Below are 15,573 nucleotides of genomic sequence, written 5' to 3' on the forward strand. Positions count from 1 at the left end.
CGCACGCGCCGCCGCAACCGAGCTGAAGCCCGCTTTCGCATGATGGGCAAGATTGGTGTGGCAATCGGCATCCTGGCGCTGGTCGGTCTGCTGACGTCGATCCTCTATAATGGCCTGTCCTCTTTCCGCCAGACATTCGTATCCGTCAATGTGTATCTGGATCCGGCAAAGCTCGACAAACCCGGCAATCGCAATCTTGAGGACATCGCCAAGGTGTCCACATTTGGCTATGCGCCCTTGATCGAGGCAGCATTCGAAAAGACGCTCGCAGACAAGGGTGTGTCCCTTGACGGGGTAAGTGCCAAGGATGCGGCAGAACTGATCTCGAAGGAGGCTCCGGCGACATTGCGCAACTACGTGCTGGCCAATCCCGAGATGATTGGCGAGACCGTGAATTTCGAGCTTTTGGCTGCAGGGCGTATCGACGGTTACTTCAAGGGCCGCGTCACCATGGAAAGCGCTGCTCTCGACAGGAATGTCTCGCCTGAGCAGCTGCAACTGGCCGATCGCCTCGCCGACGCCGGCATTCTTGAAACCAAGTTCAACTGGGGTTTCTTTACGGCTGCCGACGCCTCCGATACCCGTCCTGAAGCGTCAGGTCTGGGTGTGGCCATCCTTGGTTCGGCCTATATGATGCTGATCGTCCTGGTCCTGTCGCTGCCCATTGGCGTGGCCGCCTCAATCTACCTCGAAGAATTCGCGCCGCAAAACCGCTTCACCGACCTCATCGAGGTCAATATCGCCAATCTTGCAGCCGTACCTTCGATCGTCTTCGGTATCCTTGGCCTCGCGGTTTTCATCAACTTCATGGGCTTGCCACAGTCGGCGCCGATTGTCGGCGGTCTCGTCCTGACGCTGATGACGCTGCCGACCATCATCATTGCCACGCGCGCGGCCCTGAAAGCTGTACCCCCCAGCATTCGCGATGCAGCGCTCGGGGTCGGCGCCTCGAAGATGCAGGCCATCTTCCACCACGTCCTGCCTCTTGCCATGCCTGGCATCCTGACTGGCACGATCATTGGCTTGGCTCAGGCGCTCGGCGAAACTGCCCCGCTGCTGCTCATTGGCATGGTTGCCTTCGTCCGCGAATTTCCTGCCGGCCCACCCGAAGGTTTCTTCGATCCTGCCGCAGCCTTGCCTGTCCAGGTTTATAACTGGACCCAGCGCGGCGATCCGGCCTTCGTGGAGCGTGCCTCAGGCGCCATCATCGTATTGCTGGCATTCCTGATCTGCATGAACTTGATCGCAATTATTCTGCGCCGCCGATTTGAGCGCCGCTGGTAGGAGGTCGTGATGATGAATAACATGTCACAGACAATATCGACGACGACGACCACGAAAGCTGACACTATGACTGAAGCCAAGATCTCTGCCCGGAAAGTCCAAGTCTATTACGGCGAGAAGCAAGCGATCCGTGATGTCGACATTGATATTCGCCAGCGCACGGTTACGGCCTTTATCGGCCCTTCGGGTTGCGGCAAGTCAACGTTCCTGCGCACACTGAACCGGATGAATGATACCATCGACATCTGCCGTGTTGAAGGCAGCATCACCATCGATGGCGAAAACATCTATGATCCGAAGGTTGATCCGGTCCAGCTGCGCGCAAAGGTGGGCATGGTCTTCCAGAAGCCGAACCCGTTCCCGAAGTCGATCTACGAGAACGTCGCCTACGGCCCGCGTATTCATGGTCTCGCCTCCAAGAAGGCTGACCTCGACGAAATCGTTGCATCCGCTCTTCAGAAGGCTGGCCTCTGGAACGAGGTCAAGGACCGTCTCAACGAGTCGGGCACCGGTCTGTCCGGCGGTCAGCAGCAGCGTCTCTGCATTGCTCGCGCCATCGCCGTCAGCCCTGAAATCATCCTGATGGACGAGCCGTGCTCGGCGCTTGATCCGATCGCAACGGCAAAGGTCGAGGAACTGATCCATGAACTGCGCACCAATTTCACCATTGTGATTGTGACGCACTCCATGCAGCAGGCTGCCCGCGTTTCGCAGCGCACCGCGATGTTCCACCTCGGCCTGCTGGTCGAGGAAAACGATACCGACAAGATGTTCACCAATCCGGATGACCAGCGAACCCAGGACTACATCATGGGTCGCTTCGGCTGAGCCAGACCTCGCCGTTTCAAGCGTCAACCAGCTCAAGGATTACATACATGTCTACTTCGCACATCTTCTCGGCCTTTGATGAAGAACTGAAATTCCTGATGCGCCGGATCTCGGAGATGGGCGGGCTGGCCGAGCAGATGGTCGCCGACAGTGTCCGTGCTCTGGTCAACACGGATGTTGCCCTCGCGCAGAAGGTCATTTCCGATGACGCGATCATGGATGCGACCGAGCGCGAAATCGGCGATAAGGCCGTTGTCATGATTGCCCGTCGCCAGCCGGTGGCCGCAGATCTTCGCGAGATCATTGGGGCGCTTCGCATTGCAAGCGATCTCGAGCGCGTCGGCGATCTTGGAAAAAGCAATTGCAAGCGCGTCGTGGCAATCCAGGGAACAGGCATTCCGCGAAAGCTGGCGCGTGGCCTTGAGCATTTGTCCGAACTGGCCTTGCAGCAGCTGAAGGAAGTGCTGGACGTCTACACGACCCGCTCTGCCGAGAAGGCCAAGTCCATCCGTGACCGCGATGAAGAAATCGACGCCATGTATACCTCGCTCTTCCGCGAGTTGCTGACCTACATGATGGAAGATCCGCGCAATATCACAAGCTGCACCCACCTTCTGTTCTGTGCCAAGAACATCGAGCGGATTGGTGACCATGCAACCAATATTGCCGAAACCATCTATTACATGAAAACCGGCGCCCAGCCGGAAGGCGAGCGTCCGAAGGAGGATCTGACGGCCTCTGTGGGCGCGATCAAAGAGTAAGCGGATACCGAAGAGGTAGAACCAGATGCTCCCCAAAATTGCAGTGGTTGAAGACGAGGAAGCGCTGAGCGTCCTGCTCCGCTACAACCTCGAGGCCGAAGGCTACGAGGTTGAAGCCATCATGCGTGGCGATGAGGCAGAAATTCGCCTTCAGGAACGGGTCCCCGATCTTCTGATCCTTGACTGGATGCTGCCCGGCGTTTCAGGCATTGAGCTGTGCCGCCGCTTGCGCATGCGACCGGAAACCGAGCGTTTGCCGATCATCATGCTGACGGCGCGTGGCGAAGAAAGCGAGCGCGTCCGCGGTCTGTCGACCGGCGCCGACGACTACGTGGTGAAGCCATTCTCGACGCCGGAGCTGATGGCGCGCGTAAAGGCAATGTTGCGCCGGGCAAAGCCGGAGGTTTTGTCCAGCGTCCTGCGTTGTGGCGATATCGAGCTGGATCGAGAAACCCATCGCGTTCATCGAAAGAGCCGAGAAGTTCGGCTGGGGCCGACCGAGTTTCGTCTCCTGGAATTCTTGATGTCGTCACCTGGCCGCGTTTTCTCACGCTCGCAGCTTCTCGATGGTGTCTGGGGGCATGACATCTATGTCGACGAACGAACCGTCGATGTTCATGTCGGCCGTCTGCGCAAGGCGCTCAACTTTTCGAACATGCAGGACGTGATCCGCACCGTCCGCGGCGCTGGATACTCGATGGAAGCCTGATGACTGCGCCTTTCGGATGCCTCTGAAAACAAGAAACGGGCCTTTCGGCCCGTTTGTTGTTTCGATGCGATCATTTTGTCGATCAGCGTGCCGCGCGACGACGTTCGCTTACTGGCTGGTAGGCCATCTTGCCGTGATAGGTGCAATAGGGCGAGGTGTCGGATGTCTCGCAACCGCAGAAGTGGAAATCATCGGTCATCGGATCGCCGATCGGCCACTTGCAGGTACGCTCCGTCAGTTCGGTCAGGGCGAGGCGACGCGAGATCGGAACAACGACATTGGTCGACGGTACATTGCGTACTTCCTCGATCAGGTCGACGTCGACATCTTCCTTGACCATGTTGGCACCGGCCGCACGAGCTACAGTCCGTGTCGCCGTGGTGTTGCGTGCCTGATAGGTATTGGTGCGTGGCGCAGTGGGTGCCGGGCGCTTCGGTGTGCGTGCCGCCGTCGTCGAGCCGCCGGCCTTGGCACGCCCTGGCAGGTTCAATCGGTGAACTTTGCCAATGACTGCGTTACGACTAACGCCACCAAGCTGAGCGGCAATTTGGCTTGCGCTCAGTCCTTCCGACCACAAACGTTTGAGTTTTTCAACGCGCTCATCAGTCCAGTTCATGCCATTTCTCCGCCGCTCGCGTCTTTAATGGCAGAATCCTTCACCGTTGCTTCGGACTAATCCGAAACATCAAGCCTCGATACTATCGGTGACTTTTTCCGCCGCATTTAATCAATTAATAGAAGTTAACCTAGTGTGAGCCTGACTCCATGACAAGAGTCGCCAGAATCATCGGGAATCGATTTCCGGGTTTTCCCCAACTTGCTTGGTGAGTGAGTCAAGTATGCAACACTGTCGCGGGACTATCGTAACGGTAGCTTGCGCGAAGCTGAAAAATGGCCGCAGGCCCTAAGATTCGTTGACATCTCAGGGGCAAGTGGGAATAGTGCCACCGCCGCCGCAAGGCGGCATTTTTAATTCTTCAGACCCAGCCTGCCAAGGGAGGCACACTGTCATGGCCGAAGCGAACCCGCTCTATCAGACCTACAATCGGGCGCCGATGCGCTTCGAGCGAGGTGAGGGCGTTTGGTTGATGACGGAGGATGGTGACCGCTATCTCGATTTTGCTGCCGGTGTTGCCGTCAACTCGCTTGGGCACAGTCACCCGCATCTGGTCGCGGCGCTCAAGGCTCAGGCCGACAAGGTCTGGCATCTGTCCAATCTTTATGATGTGCCGGGCCAGCATGTTCTCGCAGATCGTCTGACGCGCGCCACATTTGCCGATCGGGTATTCTTCACCAATTCCGGAGCGGAAGCACTGGAATGCGCGATCAAGACCGCCCGTCGCTATCACTATTCCAAGGGCCATCCCGAGCGCTTCCACATCATCACCATGGAAGGTGCCTTCCATGGCCGCACGATCGCAACGATCGCCGCTGGTGGCCAGGAAAAGTACCTCGAGGGTTTTGGCCCGAAGGCACCCGGTTTTGATCAGGTGCCATTCGGCGACCTGAACGCCCTGAAAGCGGCGATCACCGATGCCACGGCCGCGGTGCTGGTGGAGCCTCTGCAGGGTGAAGGCGGCATTCGCGGCATTCCGGTTGAGATGCTGCGCGAGATCCGCGCGCTCTGCGACGCACACGGGCTCCTCCTGATCCTGGACGAAGTACAATGCGGTGTCGGTCGCACAGGAAAGCTCTTCGCCCATGAATGGGCCGGCATCACACCCGACATCATGGCCGTTGCCAAGGGCATCGGCGGTGGCTTCCCGCTCGGCGCATGCTTGGCCACGGAGGAAGCAGCATCGGGCATGACGGCTGGCACCCATGGCTCCACCTATGGCGGCAATCCGCTGGGTATGGCGGTCGGCAATGCCGTGCTTGATGTTGTGCTTGCTGAAGGCTTCCTGGAGCATGTTCGCGATGTGGCGCTGGTGTTCCGCCAGGGCCTCGCATCCCTGCAGGATCGGTTCCCCGATCTGATCGATGAAATTCGCGGTGAAGGCCTGATGCTGGGCATCAAGTGCCGTATCCCGAATGGCGAATTGCTGATGGCCATGCGCAGCGAGCATGTTCTGGGTGTGCCGGCTGGCGACAATGTCATTCGTCTTCTGCCGCCGCTGACGATCAAGGCCGAAGAAGCGCGCGAGGGACTGGTCCGGATTGAAAATGCGCTCGTTCACCTGCGCGAAAAGGCTGCCGCCACCGCATAATCAGAAGGGAACACAGGTACTCTCGATGGCATCTCCGAAGCATTTCCTAGATCTCTCAGCCCTGTCTGCCGACCAGCTGCGCAGCATTCTGGACGACGCTCATGTGCGCAAGAAGGCGACCAAGGCGGGCGAAGCTGACAAGCCGCTTGCGGGCAAGATGCTGGCGATGATCTTCGAAAAGCCGTCCACGCGCACCCGCGTCTCCTTCGATGTCGGCATGCGCCAGCTTGGTGGCGAGACACTGTTCCTGTCGGGAACGGAAATGCAGCTCGGTCGCGCCGAGACCATCGGTGACACTGCCAAGGTCCTGTCGCGTTATGTTGACGCGATCATGATCCGCACGACCGATCATTCACGCCTGTTGGAAATGGCAGAGCATGCGACGGTCCCGGTCATCAATGCTCTGACGGATCTGACGCATCCTTGCCAGATCATGGCGGATATCCTGACGATCGAGGAGCATCGCGGACCAGTCGCTGGCAAGACGCTGGCCTGGACCGGTGACGGCAACAACGTGCTTCACTCACTTGTCGAAGGAGCTGCCCGCTTCGGCTATCGCATGAACATGGCCGTGCCGCTCGGTTCAGAACCGGATGACAAGATCCTGAACTGGGCCCGCAACAATGGCGGCGACATCATGCTGTGCCACGATGCCGATCGCGCCGTTGCCGGGGCCGATGCCGTGATCACCGATACCTGGGTGTCGATGAACCAGGAACACAAGGCGCGCGGCCACAACGTCTTCCAGCCCTTCCAGGTCAATGCTGACCTGATGAAGAAGGCGAAGGATGAAGCGCTCTTCCTCCATTGCCTTCCCGCCCATCGCGGCGAGGAAGTAACGGATGAAGTCATTGATGGTCCTCAGTCCGTCGTCTTTGATGAGGCTGAAAACCGGCTTCACGCTCAGAAATCCATTCTTGCATGGTGCCTTGGCGCCATCTGAGGTTCAGCATTCCGGCTTCGGTTTACCGTGAATTTTGACATGGCTTGACCTTTGGCCGGGCAAATACCATCTGTGCCCTTTCCCCATGGCCGCACAGGCCCTTGTTTTCGGCGCTTCGGCGCAGGAGTAGATCTATGTCGAACAGACCTGCCGCACTCGGCGAATTCGGTTTCGCCGGCGATGACCGCGTGGTGCCGTTCCAGGTTGAGAGCCTGGACGTGCGCGGTCGCGCCGTGCAACTCGGACCCTTGCTGAACACGATTCTCGAACGCCATGACTATCCCCAGCCGGTCGCACGCCTGCTGGCTGAAGTCATCGTGCTGACGGTTCTGATCGGCACATCTTTGAAATTCGAAGGCAAGTTTATCGTTCAGACCAAGAGCGATGGCCCTGTGGATCTGCTGGTCGCCGATTTTTCGACGCCGGAAGATGTGCGTGCCTACGCCCGGTTCAATGAAGACGCGCTTGCAGCGGCCATCGCAGATGGTCGCACCTCGCCGGAGCAATTGCTTGGTAGCGGCATTCTTGCCTTTACGATTGATCAAGGCTCATTCATGCAGCCCTATCAGGGTATCGTGGCGCTCGATGGTGCCTCGCTCGAAGAGATTGCTGGTGTCTATTTCCGCCAGTCGGAACAGATCCCGACCCGTGTCCGTCTCGGTGCAGCTGAACTCTTCGATCGCGATGAAGCCGGCAATCCGCGTCGTAGCTGGCGTGCCGGCGGCCTGATCGCCCAGTTCCTGCCGGATGCGCCGGAACGCATGCGCCAACCGGACCTGCATGGCGGAGATGGTGACGATCGGGACACGGACACTCATGCAGACGACGCCTGGGACGAGGCCCGCATTCTGGTCGATACGGTGGATGCAGATGAATTGACCGACCCGCAGATCGGTATAGAGCGGCTGCTCTTCCGGCTGTTTCACGAGCAGGGCGTGCGCGTCTATGACCCACAGCCCGTCTACGACCGCTGCAGCTGCGACCGTGATAAGATCATGGGCGTACTGCAAGGCTTCGGTGAGGACGAACTTGCCGAAAGCACGGAGAATGGCGAGATCAAGGTCACATGCGAGTTCTGCTCGACGACCTATCGTTTCGAGGCGGCGGAGATTGCCCGCGCATAGCGCTCGCTATCGCCTGCTCAACTTGGGAAGGGTCGGCAGAACTTCCGACCCTGATGCATTGAAGGGCGGGGCATCGGTAACGATTCTCCGGCCTCGTTTGTGATTGGGGTGATCGCAACAGCACAAGGGCACTTGCCGAGCTTGCGGCTCTTGCTGGTGATCTGGAAGCCTATCAGCCTTTCCATGCTCCACGGGCCGACCTTCTGGCGAGAACGGGGGCAATCAGCGCCGCCTATCATGCTTATGATCAGGCAATAGGGCTCGCAGCATCGCAAGCCGACGCTCTCTTCCTGAAGGCGCGTCAGGCACGGCTTGCTGCTTTCTTGCAGGGATAGGGCCGAGACCTGAGCCCTCGAAACCTAGTTCAGCGTACGCGCCATTCCCGGGCTGTCGAGTGAGAATGCAGGAATCTTGACCTCGAAGACGCGCCCGTCATCAGTTTCCATGACGTAATGGCCATGCATCATGCCCGACGGCGTGTCGAGCGGGCAGCCCGAGGAGTATTCATAGCTCGCGCCGGGCGAAAGACGAGGCGTTTCGCCGACAACGCCTGGTCCAGCCACTTCGTCGACCACTCCGTTCTGGTCGGTGATATGCCAGTAGCGATGGGTCAGCCGTGCCGGCTCATTCGAATGATTGGTGATCACGATCCGATAACCCCAGACATAGCGACTGTCTTCCGGATCGGACTGTTCTTCCAGATAAAAAGGCTCGACGCAGACCTCAATGTCGCTGGTCACCGCGCGATACATGCCTGAACCCTCGTTATGCATCATTTCCCAAACAAGAAAACACGATTGTGGCGGGAATGACGTCAACATGCCAATGAGAAATGCAGCGTCAACACCCTTTATATTAAGGGTTTAGGTCGAGACGGGCTCTCGTTCTAGGTCGCGGACCAGCCGCGACCGACTTTTTTTGGCGCTGGAGCGTCTCAGTTGGCAAGGCCGCTGAGTGCTTGGGCGAAGTCTTCCAGCAGGTCGGCAGTGTCTTCGATCCCGCAGGAAAGACGCACGGTACCGCCCGAAATACCAAGCTCTGCCCGTGCCTCGTCCGACAGGTTCTTGTGCGTCGTCGTCGCCGGATGGGTAATCAGGCTCTTCGCATCGCCCAGATTGTTGGAAATCCGGATGACCTCCAAGGCATTCTGGAGCTTGAACGCAGCCTCCTTGCCACCCTTGAGCTCAAAGGCAACCAGCGTGGAACCGCCGGTCATCTGCTTGGCAATGATATCAGCTTGGGGATGATCGGCCCGGCCAGGATAGATGACCCGTGCCACCTGCATCTGCTCCGCCAGGAAATCGGCGATTGCGGAAGCATTCTTCGTTTGCTGGGCCACGCGCAAGGGAAGGGTCTCGATCCCCTTCAGAAGCGTCCAGGCATTGAACGGCGACATGGCCGGACCCGTATGGCGGAAATAGTCATGCAGGTTCTCGTCGATCCACTCTTTTGACGACAGCACGACGCCGCCAAGGCAGCGACCCTGACCGTCAATATGCTTGGTCGCCGAATAGATGACCACATGCGCGCCAAGCTCCAGCGGCTTCTGGAACAGCGGTGTCGCAAAGACGTTGTCGACCACCAGCTTTGCACCGATCTGATCGGCAAGTTTTGCCACGCCAGCAATGTCGATCACTTCCAGCGTCGGATTGGTCGGGCTTTCCAGGAACATCACCTTGGTATTGGGGCGAATGCCTGCTTCCCAGTTGGCGAGGTCACGTCCGTCGATCAGCGTGCATTCGATGCCGTATTTAGGCGCCAGCGTCTCCACCACCCAGCGGCATGAGCCAAACAGGGCGCGGGCGGCCAGGATGTGATCGCCGGCCTTGAGCTGGCACAGGATCGCCGCCGAAACCGCCGCCATGCCGGAGGCCGTCGCGCGTGCATCCTCTGCACCTTCCAGCATGCACATGCGCTTTTCGAACATGTCATTGGTCGGGCTGCCATAGCGTGCATAAATGAAGCCGTCCGTCTCTCCCTTGAAACGCGCTTCTGCCGCTTCGGAGCTGTCATAGACGAAGCCCTGCGTCAGATAGATCGCTTCGGAGGTTTCGCCAAACTGCGAGCGCAACGTGCCACCATGGACGAGTTGGGTAGCCGGACGCCAGTTCTTGCTCATGATCCGTGCCTTTCGAACACAAAAAAACCGGTCGCGAGAACGGACCGGTTTGGGTAACCCGGTCTATTTAGCCACTTGTTTAACGTGGCTGCAAGCCGACCGGCCAAATCACCACGGGATAAGGCTGCCATACGCCGAAGCGGCCCTTGCGTCAATTGGCGGTGTTTGGTTTTGTCGGCCCAAACAGGATTTGAGAAGATGACCAGGAATTCAGGGATATTGTCCGACCGCGCCATCGGCGCCTTGTTCGGGGGTGGCCAGCTGAAAAGCGAGACCATGCTCGACAAGGATCAGATCCAGCCGGCGAGCCTCGATTTGCGCCTCGGATCAAAGGCCCTGCGCGTTCGGGCAAGCTTCATGCCCGGGCGCAATCATACGGTCGCGGACAAGCTCGCACGGCTGACCCTTCACGAAATCGATCTGGAGCATGGTGCCGTTCTCGAAACCGGTTGCGTCTATATCGTGCCGCTGATGGAAAGCCTTGATCTTCCAGCCGATCTGTCTGCCTCCACCAATCCGAAAAGCTCGACCGGGCGTCTTGATATCTTCACCCGCGTCATGGTCGATTACGCGCAGGAATTCGACAAGATCCCGGCAGGCTACAAGGGCCAGCTTTATCTTGAAATTTCGCCGCGCACTTTCCCGATCATCGTGCGTCGAGGCTCACGCCTGTCACAGATCCGTTTCCGTGTCGGTCATGCGCTGCTGACCGAGGCGGAAGTGCTGAGCCTTCATCACGCCGAAACGCTGGTTGCCAGCGAAACCCCGAATGTTTCCGGTGGCGGGATTGCGCTTTCCATCGACTTGAAGGGCACAGGCCCCCATGGCCTGATTGGCTATCGCGGCAAGCATCATACCTCGGTCATCGATGTGGATCTGAAAAACGCCCATGACGTCCTGGATTTCTGGGAGCCGCTTTACACCCGTGGTCGCGACGAGCTGATCCTCGATCCGGATGAGTTCTATATCCTGGTCAGCCGCGAAGCCGTGCATGTGCCGCCGCTCTACGCCGCTGAAATGACCCCCTATGATCCGCTCGTCGGCGAGTTCCGGGTCCATTACGCCGGCTTCTTCGATCCCGGCTTCGGCCATGCGCCCGCCGGCGGCTCCGGCAGCCGCGCCGTGCTCGAAGTTCGCAGCCACGAGGTTCCATTCATTCTCGAACATGGTCAGGTCATCGGTCGTCTGGTCTATGAGCATATGCAGGAGCGCCCCGAAGGCCTTTACGGCAGCGGACTGGGTTCCAATTATCAGGCTCAGGGGCTGAAGCTGTCGAAGCATTTCCGCAGCCCCTGAGCCGCTCATCAAGCCAAGGTTCCATCTGGTCTGCGTCTTTGCTTGACAGAGGTCGTCAACTCGTGGATTTGTCAGTGGCAATGCGGGTGTAGCTCAATGGTAGAGCAGTAGCTTCCCAAGCTAACGACGAGGGTTCGATTCCCTTCACCCGCTCCATTTTCCTCAATCTTCATGCCGGTTCTGTCGATAGCTTCGCGCTCGGCTTGTGCGGTGTCTTGGCCCAGAAGAATGGGCGTGATTTCAATTCACGCAACGCACGCCAGCCGGCAAGCGAGATCGCCATCCAATAGACCGGCGTCATCAGCCAGCGGCGCCCGACGGCCTGCTTTTCGTGGCGCGTCATTTCCGACGTGCCGACGGCAATGAAGAGTGCGTAGCTGCCGATGATATTGATCAGATCGACGGTCAGAAGCGCGATTCGGTGAAACGGAATGTCGCTCACCGGTGTCGAAAGCAGAAGTGGCATCTGCAGTCCGATAAACAGAAACAGAGCCGGATGGACGAGCGATGAGAGCAGCATGCCGCCGATCAGCAGTTGGAAGATCACGAATGCCATCCATCCCATGTCCTGCCCTGCCTTTAGCGGATCGCGCATGGCCACCAGCCAGGTCTGCATCCAGCCTTTGTACCAGCGTGTTCTCTGGCCCAGCCATATCTTGAACTGGGTCGGTGCATCTTCCAAGGTCGGCCGCGTCAGTGTTTCCGTTAGGTAACCGAGCCGGTGCAGCCTGAGGCCGAGATCGGCATCCTCGGTTACGTTGAACGGGTCCCAGCCGCCACTTGCAATCAATGCGTCGCGACGGAAGTGGTTGGAAGTTCCACCAAGCGGCAGGGGCATCCGATAATGCGCCAACATCGGCAGAAGGCGCTTGAAGAGAGCTGAGTATTCGAGGGCAAAGATCGCACTGATCCAGCTGTCTGCGGCATTGGCAATCACCAGCGGTGCCTGCAGACAGGCAAGGGAAGGCGGGCCAGTGCGAAATCGCTGATAGGCCTCTCGCAACTGAAGCGGATGCGGCCTGTCCTCTGCATCATAGATTGTCAGCAGCTCTCCGCGTGCGCTGGCAAGCGCATAGTTCAGCGCCTTGGGTTTGGTCCGGGGTGCCATATCCGGCACTTCGACAATTTCGATATAGGCGGGTGGTGACGCTCGGTGGATTGCGGCGATTGTCGCTCGATCATTGGCCTCGCAGACCAGCTTGACGTCAAGCCGCGTCTGTGGCCAGTCGATCCGCGCGAGCGCCTCGATGAGTTGCGGCACGACCGCTTCCTCGCGGTAGAGCGCAATCAAGACCGTATAGACGGGCAATTCGTGATCATGAGGCTGGGCAATGATCTCGGTTGTCTTGTTCCGGCTCTGGTGGAAAGTCACGACCAGCCGCAGACAAAGGCTCGCAAAGTATATGGAAGAAATGGTGACATGCATCACCAGGAGCGCCAGTGTCTGGTTGAAAATCAGCGGAAACAGCACGCAACATGTCAGGACGCCGCTCACATAGCCCTGGAGCCCGGTCATCACCACCCGCGCGGAGTTCTGCGGCTGTTGTTCAAAAAGATGGCTGATGGACGCGCGGCAACGCCGTTCGGCGATCACCTTCCAGACCGCTTGGCGAATGACGGATGGAGCGGCGATGACGAGAATGCTCTTCAAACTCGGGCGCGTCGCAAGCTTGTCGATCAGGGCATCGAGCCTTCCGATTTCCGGAACGATAACCGTCAGGGGTGGACCATCCGGATAATGCAGCCGGATGACTTGCGGGCGAACGAGCTGTGTCTCAAGCCTTGAGCTATCCAGGATCAGCCCATCAGGCAGCGTTTCCAGAAATTGCAGCCCGCACATGCGTGCGACGCCTGCATAATAGGCACTTTCCTGTATGGTGCCGGAGGCGAGCAACTCGGCTTCGATGGTGGTTCCGTGGGCGAGTGCCCGGCGTGCCATGGACGCGATATAGGGCTTTCCAAGACCCATGGCTTTCAACATCAGGACTTCCTGACGCATTGATGGCGTCAGCAGGGAGTACATCTCCGGATTTGCTGGGTCTGTTTGCAGAGAAGTCGCAAGACCTCGTCCGACGGCATGAAAAGCCTCGGCATATTCCCCAATACGCATGACTCTGTTACACGTCGTGGCTGGTAACGACGGCCCCTCAAATGCCGTCTTCCCGGCTGCTGGTCCCTTGAAGGCAATAATATTTATGCGCGCAAGAGTTTCATCCCTAGGATTCAGGGGAATTCACCAGAGGTTGCGCTCGGTTGTGACGGCTGGTGCTATGGCAGCCGGTATCGTGGCCGCGCTTGCATGTGCTGCTGCCGCGCAGACTTTTGAAGAAATGCCCGTTCTTTTCGATGCACGCGAGCGTCTGGTCAGGCCCGATGTTTCCGGCCTTTTGCGCCTTCGCTTTCTGACGACAACCGATTTTCCGCCCTTTAACTTCATCGATCAGACCGGTCGTCTATCGGGCTTCCATGTCGATCTGGCGCGTGCGCTTTGTGCGGAACTGGTTGTCGAAATGAAATGTCAGATCCAGGCTCTCCCGTTCGATCAACTGCGATCCGCGCTGGACGAGGGGCAGGGAGAGGTCGTCATGGCGGGTGTGGCCGTCTCACCCGAGTTGAGAGAAAACTTCCTCTTCACGCGGCCCTACATGCTGTTGCCGGCGCGCTTTGTCCGCCATCGTGAGGTGACCCTATCATCACCAGATGCCAGCGCTCTGTTCAACCGTCCGGTCGGTGTCATCGGCGGCACGGCCCACGAAACTATGCTGAAAGCCTATTTCCCCAATGTCACCCCGGTGATCCTGCCTGATCGGGCCGCACTTTTGGACGCGGTCAGAACAAAGGCGGTTGATGCCGCCTTTGCCGATGGCCTGCAATTGTCCTTCTGGGCATCCGGCCCCGCTTCCGAGGGTTGCTGCGAACTATTGGACGGGCCCTATCTCTCCCAGGACTATCTCGGAGAGGGAATGATGTTGATGATGCGGTCGGGCGACACGGTTCTGAAGCAGGCGCTCAACAGCGCGCTTGCCGCCGTGTCACGCGACGGTCGCTTGCAGGAAATCTACCTGAAATACTTCCCCGTCAGCCTCTATTGAATGGGCCGGGGCGAAGCTTTTCATGGCTCAGGCGGCGAGGTAGCGAACGCTTGCGCTGCGCTCGATTGCGGCACAGACAAGCTTGTCGAGATTGAGACGGTCTCTCAGCAGCTGCAACAGGCGCAATTCTTCGCGACGCACAGCCAGATCGGCGGCCACCACTTCGACTGCGACGGCATAGGCGCTTTCGTAGAGGCGGGACGGCAGGGCGTCTTTGACGGTTTCCAGAATGATTTCGAGCCCTTCGGGACCCGACAGGAGTTGGGCACAGCGCTGCGAGACGTCAATCAGCGTTTCCTTGTCGAATCCCTCGAACATCGGCAGGATGTCGATCAATTGCCCGATCCGGTTCAGTTCCTTCTCGGCCATGGAATTGTCGACGGCGGATGCCATCACCATCACGAAGATGAGTGCGTCATGGGTGGAAACGTGACTGTTCATGTATTTTGAGGTCCTGTGGAATATGCAGAGAGATAGGGGCTTCGGAGCTGGCTTTTCAAGGCTGCCCTGCAACGGTCTTGTCCGGCCTGTCGCCTGAGTTGGCAAACAGGCCTTTGCCCGCCTGACGCGCTTCTTCGGTCAGGGGTGCAAATGGCGAACCGTCGCTTGCCTCTGCCCAGCCATGTTGAGCAAGCCATGCCGCGATTTCAGTGACGCCGATGAAGCAGCGCGTTTCGATCTGGCCGCTCCAGTCGGACCCCACGGTTTCGCAGGCAAGGGACCGGTTTCGGATCAGCATGCGTTGCTGGGTCAAGGCCATCATCCCGCAAGGCCAGGATTCTGCGCCGTCTTCGCCACAGAGTTTCGACACGGGGGTGGGGTCGACGCCGGACAGGCGTATCTCTTTGCCCGGACCAAAAGAGACAACTCCGGCCGCCACCGAGATCGGGCGATGCAGCATCGAGACGCGGGTTGGAGCAGGGCGATCCGTATAGATTGTGCTCAGCGGTTCACGCGGCTCGATCCGTTCCAGAGCACTTGCCTCTTCAACCACGGGAGAGCTGAAAACCTCCGGTTCAATCGGTCGAACTGAACGGTTTTCGACCTGCGGCTCTTCGGGAAACAGCTCCGAAGGATCGGGCACATCCAGATCTTGCAAATCGTACTCGACAGGGCTCTCCGCCAGCATCTGTCCGCCGGCCATCACCAGATAGCCCCATAACAGAAGACCGAACGCTCCAATGACCGGCGTGGCAATCTTGCGCATGGA

Annotated in this window: 15 protein-coding genes, 1 tRNA gene and 1 riboswitch; of the genes, 10 read left to right on the forward strand and 6 right to left on the reverse strand. The window is 58.6% G+C overall.

All coding sequences use genetic code 11. The annotated features are described in order from the left end of the window. Positions 1-39: 39 nt before the first annotated feature. From pstA to phoB, 4 genes are all read left to right on the forward strand, one after another. Positions 40-1,284 carry a phosphate ABC transporter permease PstA gene (gene pstA / locus FE840_RS06810; RefSeq protein ID WP_246318895.1) on the forward strand — a complete coding sequence of 415 codons (1,245 nt, stop codon included), beginning with the start codon at positions 40-42 and terminating at the stop codon, positions 1,282-1,284. 66 nt (positions 1,285-1,350) lie between these two features. Then, on the forward strand, positions 1,351-2,112 hold the full coding sequence (pstB, locus tag FE840_RS06815; protein WP_246318896.1) for a phosphate ABC transporter ATP-binding protein PstB: 762 nt from the start codon (positions 1,351-1,353) through the stop codon (positions 2,110-2,112). A 47-nt stretch (positions 2,113-2,159) separates the two neighbouring features. Then, a complete protein-coding gene (gene phoU, locus FE840_RS06820) occupies positions 2,160-2,873 on the forward strand; it encodes a phosphate signaling complex protein PhoU (protein WP_138285589.1) in 714 nt (237 codons plus the stop codon). Positions 2,874-2,898: 25 nt separating this feature from the next. Beyond that, a complete protein-coding gene (gene phoB, locus FE840_RS06825; protein ID WP_138285588.1) occupies positions 2,899-3,582 on the forward strand; it encodes a phosphate regulon transcriptional regulator PhoB in 684 nt (227 codons plus the stop codon). Positions 3,583-3,664: 82 nt separating this feature from the next. Here phoB and FE840_RS06830 read toward each other — a convergent pair whose 3' ends face one another. Beyond that, complete coding sequence (locus tag FE840_RS06830) at positions 3,665-4,198, reverse strand: GcrA family cell cycle regulator (RefSeq protein WP_138285587.1); 534 nt, start codon at positions 4,196-4,198, stop codon at positions 3,665-3,667. A 394-nt stretch (positions 4,199-4,592) separates the two neighbouring features. Between FE840_RS06830 and FE840_RS06835 the strand changes: the two genes are divergently transcribed. The 3 genes from FE840_RS06835 to FE840_RS06845 all read left to right on the forward strand — a co-directional run bounded on the left by FE840_RS06835 (position 4,593) and on the right by FE840_RS06845 (position 7,856). Continuing rightward, positions 4,593-5,789, forward strand: a complete 1,197-nt coding sequence (locus tag FE840_RS06835; protein WP_138285586.1) for an aspartate aminotransferase family protein — start codon at positions 4,593-4,595, stop codon at positions 5,787-5,789. A 25-nt stretch (positions 5,790-5,814) separates the two neighbouring features. After that, on the forward strand, positions 5,815-6,732 hold the full coding sequence (argF, locus tag FE840_RS06840) for an ornithine carbamoyltransferase (protein WP_138285585.1): 918 nt from the start codon (positions 5,815-5,817) through the stop codon (positions 6,730-6,732). 134 nt (positions 6,733-6,866) lie between these two features. Further along, positions 6,867-7,856 (forward strand): Hsp33 family molecular chaperone, encoded by a 990-nt coding sequence (locus FE840_RS06845; RefSeq protein WP_138285584.1) that lies wholly within the window; start codon positions 6,867-6,869, stop codon positions 7,854-7,856. Positions 7,857-8,215: 359 nt separating this feature from the next. Here the strand turns inward: FE840_RS06845 and apaG are convergent, their stop codons facing one another. Beyond that, positions 8,216-8,608 (reverse strand): Co2+/Mg2+ efflux protein ApaG, encoded by a 393-nt coding sequence (apaG, locus tag FE840_RS06850; RefSeq protein ID WP_138285583.1) that lies wholly within the window; start codon positions 8,606-8,608, stop codon positions 8,216-8,218. 182 nt (positions 8,609-8,790) lie between these two features. Further along, complete coding sequence (locus FE840_RS06855; protein WP_138285582.1) at positions 8,791-9,975, reverse strand: O-succinylhomoserine sulfhydrylase; 1,185 nt, start codon at positions 9,973-9,975, stop codon at positions 8,791-8,793. A gap of 46 nt (positions 9,976-10,021) precedes the next feature. Beyond that, positions 10,022-10,100, reverse strand: a riboswitch (SAM riboswitch). Between the two features lie 73 nt (positions 10,101-10,173). On the opposite strand from FE840_RS06855, the gene FE840_RS06860 reads away from it, so the two are divergent. Together FE840_RS06860 and FE840_RS06865 are read left to right on the forward strand one after the other, a co-directional pair. Then, positions 10,174-11,271: a 2'-deoxycytidine 5'-triphosphate deaminase gene (locus FE840_RS06860; RefSeq protein WP_138285581.1), complete on the forward strand. Its 1,098-nt coding sequence runs from the start codon at positions 10,174-10,176 to the stop codon at positions 11,269-11,271. 82 nt (positions 11,272-11,353) lie between these two features. Continuing rightward, positions 11,354-11,427, forward strand: a tRNA-Gly gene (locus tag FE840_RS06865). Positions 11,428-11,440: 13 nt separating this feature from the next. Here the strand turns inward: FE840_RS06865 and FE840_RS06870 are convergent. Beyond that, entirely contained in the window at positions 11,441-13,252 is a 1,812-nt protein-coding gene (locus tag FE840_RS06870; RefSeq protein ID WP_246318861.1) for a glycosyltransferase, read from the reverse strand. Between the two features lie 214 nt (positions 13,253-13,466). Between FE840_RS06870 and FE840_RS06875 the strand changes: the two genes are divergently transcribed. After that, a complete protein-coding gene (locus FE840_RS06875; protein WP_425502182.1) occupies positions 13,467-14,363 on the forward strand; it encodes a transporter substrate-binding domain-containing protein in 897 nt (298 codons plus the stop codon). A gap of 27 nt (positions 14,364-14,390) precedes the next feature. Here the strand turns inward: FE840_RS06875 and FE840_RS06880 are convergent, their stop codons facing one another. Beyond that, positions 14,391-14,804: a tellurite resistance TerB family protein gene (locus FE840_RS06880; RefSeq protein ID WP_138285579.1), complete on the reverse strand. Its 414-nt coding sequence runs from the start codon at positions 14,802-14,804 to the stop codon at positions 14,391-14,393. A gap of 55 nt (positions 14,805-14,859) precedes the next feature. Beyond that, complete coding sequence (locus FE840_RS06885; RefSeq protein ID WP_138285578.1) at positions 14,860-15,570, reverse strand: thermonuclease family protein; 711 nt, start codon at positions 15,568-15,570, stop codon at positions 14,860-14,862. Between the last annotated feature and the right edge of the window lie 3 nt (positions 15,571-15,573).

The organism is Peteryoungia desertarenae (assembly GCF_005860795.2).
Classification (GTDB): Bacteria; Pseudomonadota; Alphaproteobacteria; order Rhizobiales; family Rhizobiaceae; genus Allorhizobium; species Allorhizobium desertarenae.

Bases quoted from the DNA above. Each gene is read 5' to 3' on its own strand.
- pstB (WP_246318896.1), top strand. From the start codon at position 1,351: ATGACTGAAGCCAAGATCTCTGCCCGGAAAGTCCAAGTCTATTACGGC.
- FE840_RS06885 (WP_138285578.1), bottom strand. From the start codon at position 15,570: ATGCGCAAGATTGCCACGCCGGTCATTGGAGCGTTCGGTCTTCTGTTA.
- pstA (WP_246318895.1), top strand. From the start codon at position 40: ATGATGGGCAAGATTGGTGTGGCAATCGGCATCCTGGCGCTGGTCGGT.
- FE840_RS06830 (WP_138285587.1), bottom strand. From the start codon at position 4,198: ATGAACTGGACTGATGAGCGCGTTGAAAAACTCAAACGTTTGTGGTCG.
- FE840_RS06855 (WP_138285582.1), bottom strand. From the start codon at position 9,975: ATGAGCAAGAACTGGCGTCCGGCTACCCAACTCGTCCATGGTGGCACG.
- apaG (WP_138285583.1), bottom strand. From the start codon at position 8,608: ATGTATCGCGCGGTGACCAGCGACATTGAGGTCTGCGTCGAGCCTTTT.
- FE840_RS06870 (WP_246318861.1), bottom strand. From the start codon at position 13,252: ATGTTGAAAGCCATGGGTCTTGGAAAGCCCTATATCGCGTCCATGGCA.
- FE840_RS06845 (WP_138285584.1), top strand. From the start codon at position 6,867: ATGTCGAACAGACCTGCCGCACTCGGCGAATTCGGTTTCGCCGGCGAT.
- FE840_RS06880 (WP_138285579.1), bottom strand. From the start codon at position 14,804: ATGAACAGTCACGTTTCCACCCATGACGCACTCATCTTCGTGATGGTG.
- phoU (WP_138285589.1), top strand. From the start codon at position 2,160: ATGTCTACTTCGCACATCTTCTCGGCCTTTGATGAAGAACTGAAATTC.
- FE840_RS06835 (WP_138285586.1), top strand. From the start codon at position 4,593: ATGGCCGAAGCGAACCCGCTCTATCAGACCTACAATCGGGCGCCGATG.
- FE840_RS06875 (WP_425502182.1), top strand. From the start codon at position 13,467: ATGCGCGCAAGAGTTTCATCCCTAGGATTCAGGGGAATTCACCAGAGG.
- argF (WP_138285585.1), top strand. From the start codon at position 5,815: ATGGCATCTCCGAAGCATTTCCTAGATCTCTCAGCCCTGTCTGCCGAC.
- FE840_RS06860 (WP_138285581.1), top strand. From the start codon at position 10,174: ATGACCAGGAATTCAGGGATATTGTCCGACCGCGCCATCGGCGCCTTG.
- phoB (WP_138285588.1), top strand. From the start codon at position 2,899: ATGCTCCCCAAAATTGCAGTGGTTGAAGACGAGGAAGCGCTGAGCGTC.